Origin of the sequence: Burkholderia sp. Ac-20392, from assembly GCF_017104585.1 — a bacterium.
Taxonomy (GTDB): Bacteria; Pseudomonadota; Gammaproteobacteria; order Burkholderiales; family Burkholderiaceae; genus Burkholderia; species Burkholderia lata.
Genome location: NZ_JAAGPB010000563.1, coordinates 1 through 4,711, shown reverse-complemented (window position 1 = coordinate 4,711; position 4,711 = coordinate 1). Strand labels below are relative to the sequence as shown.

Here is a 4,711-nt window from a genome sequence, read left to right as displayed (position 1 = left end):
GGTCGCGGAAGCTTTCGATCGACGGGTGGCGATGATCGTCGGACGCGCCGAGGCGCGGCAGCAGTTGCGTGACGCGGTCGAGCATCCGCGACGCGTGGTTGCGCTGGTCGTCGAGCGGCTGCGTCGACGCGGAGCGCGCGACATCTTCCCAGCCCGAGCGCAGCAGGCGCCGCACCGCGAGTTCCGCGCCGAACGGCCGCGTCGCACGCGTCCATACATAAGCGAACAGCAGCCCGGCGACGCCCGCGAGGTTACTGTTCAGGAACACGAAGAAGTCGGCGTCGTACGCACCCTGGATGCTGATGAAGGTGGCCGTGTTCACGGCGACGAGCATCGTCACCATGTTGAACTGCGGGCGCGGCAGCAGCGTGCCGATCAGGATGAACGGGCCCGCGAACATCACGACGAGCATCGCGAAATCGTGCACGTGCGGCAGCACGACGAACAGGTACAGGCCGGCGAACACGACACTGGCAGTCGTCGCGAGGAAGAACTTGAACACCAGCGGCGCCGGCTCGTCGAGCGCGGCGAAGAAGCTGCACGACACGGCCACGAGCGTGACGGCGCCGGCGCCGTCGTGCCAGCCGGACGCGATCCACATCCAGCTCGCGAACACGATCGCGGCGACGACGGTCAGCGTCGAGAACAGCATCATCCCGCGATCGAAGAAGCGTTCGGTGCCGCCGAGCCGCCAGTGCCGGTAGCGCGGCTGCCAGACGCCGGCTTCGTTGCCGATCAGCGCGCGCAGCGAGCGGCAGTCCTGCCAGATGTCGATGACCTGGCGCAGCCGCCACAGCGCATTCGAAAGCAGCGCGCCGTCCCAGCTCGCGAGCGCATCGTCGGCGGGCTGCAGCGCGGCGATGCGTTCGCGCAGGCGTTGCGCGACCGGGTCGTCGGTCATGTCGCCGTCGGTGCCGGCCTTGACGGCCGGCAGCGGTGCGTCGAACCATTTCGCGGCATCGGCCAGCAGCTCGTCGAGCCCGGCCGGGCGGATGTGCAGGTCGCGCATCAGCGCGATCAACGGATCGGCGAGCGACGACATCAGCGGCAGGAACAGCTGCATCCGGCCCGCGAGCGCCTGCGCGCGGGCGAGGATGCGCGGGTGCGCATGGTCGTAGCTCAGCTGGCTCAGCAGGAATTCGAGGCCGGTGATGGTCGCCGCGAGGCGTTGCCGGCACGCGGACAGCGCCTTGCCGGCGATGTGCCCGGACAGCGTCTCGCGGCCGTAGAACGCGGCGTCCTTGAACCACGCGTCGGTGCGCTCGATCAGCGTCGGCGCGAGCCGGTTCGGGAAGATCGCGCTGCCGACCACGCTCGCGCATACGATGCCGAGCACGATCTCTTCGGTCCGTGCGATCGCGACGTCGAACACGGTGGACGGATCGGTCACGGTCGGCAATGCGACCAGCGGCATCGTGTAGCCGGCGAGCATGAACACGTAGCTGCGCGCGGTGCGGTCGGAGATCGCGAGGTAGAGCAGCGTGCCGCACCAGGTGGCGACGATGATCGCGAACAGCAGCGGCGTCTCGACGAACGGCGGCACGAAGAAGATCGCGGCGGCCGCGCCGAGCGCGGTGCCGAGCGCGCGATACAGCGCCTTCGAGCGCGTCGCGCCGACGAACGGGTTCGACACGATGTAGACGCTCGCCATCGCCCAGTACGGGCGCGGCAACTGGAAATACAGGCCGAGGTACAGCGCCAGCATCGACGCGGCGAACGTCTTGCCCGAGAACAGCCAGTCGCGAAGGCTCGGATAGGTCATGACGTGGCGTTGCCGGTGTGGGATGCGCGCGCGGCGGGCGTGTGCGACTCGGATGCATTGAATGCGTCGAGCACGCGCAGCGTCGCTTCGAGATCGGCGCGCGTGACCCCCTTGAGCACCTGCGCGCGCAGCACGCGCAGGTCTTCCTCCATCTTCGCGGTGACCGCGCGGCCCGCGGCCGTCAGCGAGATCGTTTTCGCGCGGCGGTCGTGCGGATCCTCGTCGCGGCGCGCGAGGCCGGCCGCGCACAGCTGGTCGAGCAGGCGCACGAGCGATGGCCCTTCGATGCCGACGTATTCGGCGAGCGTGCCCTGCCGCACGCCTTCGCCGAGGCGCCCGGCGATCAGCAGCGGCGTCGCGCAGGCCTCGGACACGTTGTACGCGGTCAGCACGCCGTCACTGGTGCGGCGCCACTTGCGCGCGGACAGCACGAGAAGGCTGCTGACGGCGAGGCGGAGGTCGTGCAGATTGGTCATGGGCGAGATGATAGGGGCAAATTAATTCGATAGCAAACTATCGTTTTTGTCACCCTGATGACACGTCGCACGCGGTTCGGCCGGCCCGTTTGAAGCAATTTAGGCGGCGTGCCGGCGATGGTCAAGCTGTAAGGTTGTCGCTGCGGGAGCGTGCGGCGGCCGCGATCGAATGGTCTGACGAAAGTCGTCCGGCGGGGCCGCTCGGAGGTCAGGCAGGTTCGAAGGCGGGGTTCGGGAAATCCGGCTTCGCGAAACGGCGCAGTGCGTGCATATTGGGGCCGTTGCAAGCCTCCCGGAGATTCCGCACGTGTCCACTTCCTCCTCGCAGCCCCCTGGCCAGGCGTCGCTCGACGCGTGGCTCGGCAAGACCGAAACGCTCGGTGACGACATCACCGCGTTCCCGCTGAACGCGCTGGCCGCCACGCTCGACCGCCCGTCGCCCGGCGACGTCGTGCCGCCGATGTGGCACTGGCTCTATTTCCTGTCCGTCGCGCCGCTGGCCGAAGTCGGCCCCGATGGCCACCCGAAGCGCGGCGGCTTCCTGCCGCCCGTGCCGCTGCCGCGCCGCATGTGGGCCGGCGGCCGCCTGACGTTCCATGCGCCGCTCCGAACGGGGCGGCGCGCGACGCGCGAATCCACGATCGAGAACATCGAGGACAAGACGGGGCGCAGCGGCCGGCTCGTGTTCGTGACGGTGCAGCACCGGATCGAGTGCGACGGCGCGTTGTGCGTCGAGGAAGAGCACGACATCGTCTATCGCGACGCGCCGCAGCCGGGCGCCTCCGCGCCGAAACCGATCGCGGCGCCGGCAGGCGAGACGTGGTCGCGCACGGTCACGGCCGATGCCGTGATGCTGTTCCGCTATTCGGCGCTGACCTTCAACGGTCATCGCATCCACTACGACCGCAGCTATGTCACGCAGGAGGAAGGTTATCCGGGGCTCGTCGTGCACGGCCCGCTGATCGCGACGCTGCTCGTCGATCTCGTGCACCGCGAACGGCCCGACGCGACGCTTGCGAGTTTCGCGTTCCGCGCGGTGCGCCCGACGTTCGACGGGGCGCCGTTCACGCTGTGCGGCAAGCCGTCGGACGACGGCAAGACGATCGAGCTGTGGGCGAAGGATCGCGACGGCTGGCTGACGATGCAGGCCACCGCGACCCTGGCGTAACGGGCGCCGTTTCGTTCATTCGCGACGCGGCAAGATCCGTATGCGGTGATCGTCGTTGCACGCCGCAAGCCGGCCGGGCTGGCACTCGGCCAGCCCCGACGTTCGTCGGCAAACCCCTGTAAGCTGCTGGCAGGTCGCGTGCCGTTCGCCGGACCAGGCGATGCGCGGCCGGCCCTTCCACCTTCCACGCCTCGCATCAGGAGCACGCATCTTGGCCACCTATATTGTGTTTACACGTGAAAGCATGCAGGACCCGCAGGAATTCGACCTCTACCAGAGCAAGGTCGGCGCGACGCTCGCCGGGCATCCGGTGAAGGTGCTCGCGGCTTACGGGCCGCAGGAAACGCTGGAGGGTGAAGGCCCGGAAGGCGTCGTGATCGTCGAATTCCCGTCGAAGGAAGCCGCGCACGCGTGGTATCACGGCCCCGAATACCAGACCGTCGCCCAGCACCGGTTCAAGGGCGCGCGCTATCGCGCCGTGCTGGTCGAAGGCGTCTGAACGACCCGCATCGGACGCCCGGCCCGCCGATGAATGCATCGATCCCCGCCACTGCGCCCGGTCGCCCGCCGATGGGGCGCGCCACCACCGTGCTGCTCGCGATCAGCGTGGTCCTTTATCTGGTCGCCATGTTTACCGCGCCGTTCCGCACCGGCGCGCCCGCGCCGCATCCGTGGGCCGACGGCTGGCAGGTGCTGCTGACGGGCTGGATGGGCGTGCTCGGCGGCATCTATGCGTGGCTCGCGAATCCGCTCGTGTTCGCCGCCTGGGTGCTGACGGTGAAGCGCTACCGCGCGCAGGCGGTCGTGCTGGCCGTACTGGCCTTGCTGTTCGGGATGAGCTTCCTGTCGCAGCACCAGATCGCCATCAACGAAGCGGGGGACGTCGAGCCCGTGCATCTCGACGCGATCGGCTACTGGTGCTGGCTCGCGAGTTTCGCTGCTGCGTCGGTCGGCGCGGCGTTGTTGCCCGGGCGGACGAAGACGCGCTGATTGATTGCGGACGCTCAATGTGGATGTCGACGGAGATGAAGCCGCGCGGCATCGCAACGATCCGCGGCATCGGCACGTGACGCGAAAGGGCGTCTTGCGTGCCGATGCATGGAAGGCGCGACGTCACTGTCGCGCCTTCAACCTTCACACGATGTGTGCCTGCAACGCACGCAGCCAATACGACACCGCCACTGCACCGCCGTCCGGCGTGCCGATCGCACGTTCGCCGAGATAGCTCGCGCGCCCGGCGCGCGGCGTCATGCGTGCGGTTTCCTGCGCACCGTGCTCGGCGGCTTCGACCGCGGCCGCCCATGA

Annotated in this window: 6 protein-coding genes; 3 read left to right on the top strand and 3 right to left on the bottom strand. The window is 68.7% G+C overall.

Translation table 11 applies throughout. From position 1 onward, the window contains the following. Both G3N99_RS34530 and G3N99_RS34525 read right to left on the bottom strand, forming a co-directional pair. The coding region (locus tag G3N99_RS34530) for an FUSC family protein (protein WP_206124610.1) at nucleotides 1–1,762 on the bottom strand (1,762 nt) is incomplete at its 3' end. Further along, nucleotides 1,759–2,238, bottom strand: a complete 480-nt coding sequence (locus G3N99_RS34525; protein ID WP_174928921.1) for a MarR family transcriptional regulator — start codon at nucleotides 2,236–2,238, stop codon at nucleotides 1,759–1,761. The genes G3N99_RS34525 and G3N99_RS34530, both read right to left, overlap by 4 nt. A gap of 307 nt (nucleotides 2,239–2,545) precedes the next feature. Between G3N99_RS34525 and G3N99_RS34520 the strand changes: the two genes are divergently transcribed. The 3 genes from G3N99_RS34520 (at nucleotide 2,546) to G3N99_RS34510 (ending at nucleotide 4,396) form a co-directional block, all read left to right on the top strand. After that, nucleotides 2,546–3,406 carry a MaoC family dehydratase N-terminal domain-containing protein gene (locus G3N99_RS34520; RefSeq protein ID WP_206124609.1) on the top strand — a complete coding sequence of 287 codons (861 nt, stop codon included), beginning with the start codon at nucleotides 2,546–2,548 and terminating at the stop codon, nucleotides 3,404–3,406. Between the two features lie 211 nt (nucleotides 3,407–3,617). Further along, nucleotides 3,618–3,905: a DUF1330 domain-containing protein gene (locus G3N99_RS34515; RefSeq protein ID WP_174943312.1), complete on the top strand. Its 288-nt coding sequence runs from the start codon at nucleotides 3,618–3,620 to the stop codon at nucleotides 3,903–3,905. Nucleotides 3,906–3,934: 29 nt separating this feature from the next. Continuing rightward, nucleotides 3,935–4,396 (top strand): hypothetical protein, encoded by a 462-nt coding sequence (locus tag G3N99_RS34510; RefSeq protein WP_206124608.1) that lies wholly within the window; start codon nucleotides 3,935–3,937, stop codon nucleotides 4,394–4,396. Between the two features lie 144 nt (nucleotides 4,397–4,540). On the opposite strand, the gene G3N99_RS34505 is transcribed toward G3N99_RS34510, so the two are convergent. Continuing rightward, the coding region (locus tag G3N99_RS34505; protein WP_206124611.1) for a DAK2 domain-containing protein at nucleotides 4,541–4,711 on the bottom strand (171 nt) is incomplete at its 5' end.

Excerpts from the sequence above, each read along its gene's own strand:
- G3N99_RS34525 (WP_174928921.1), bottom strand. The coding sequence starts at position 2,238 with ATGACCAATCTGCACGACCTCCGCCTCGCCGTCAGCAGCCTTCTCGTG.
- G3N99_RS34510 (WP_206124608.1), top strand. The coding sequence starts at position 3,935 with ATGAATGCATCGATCCCCGCCACTGCGCCCGGTCGCCCGCCGATGGGG.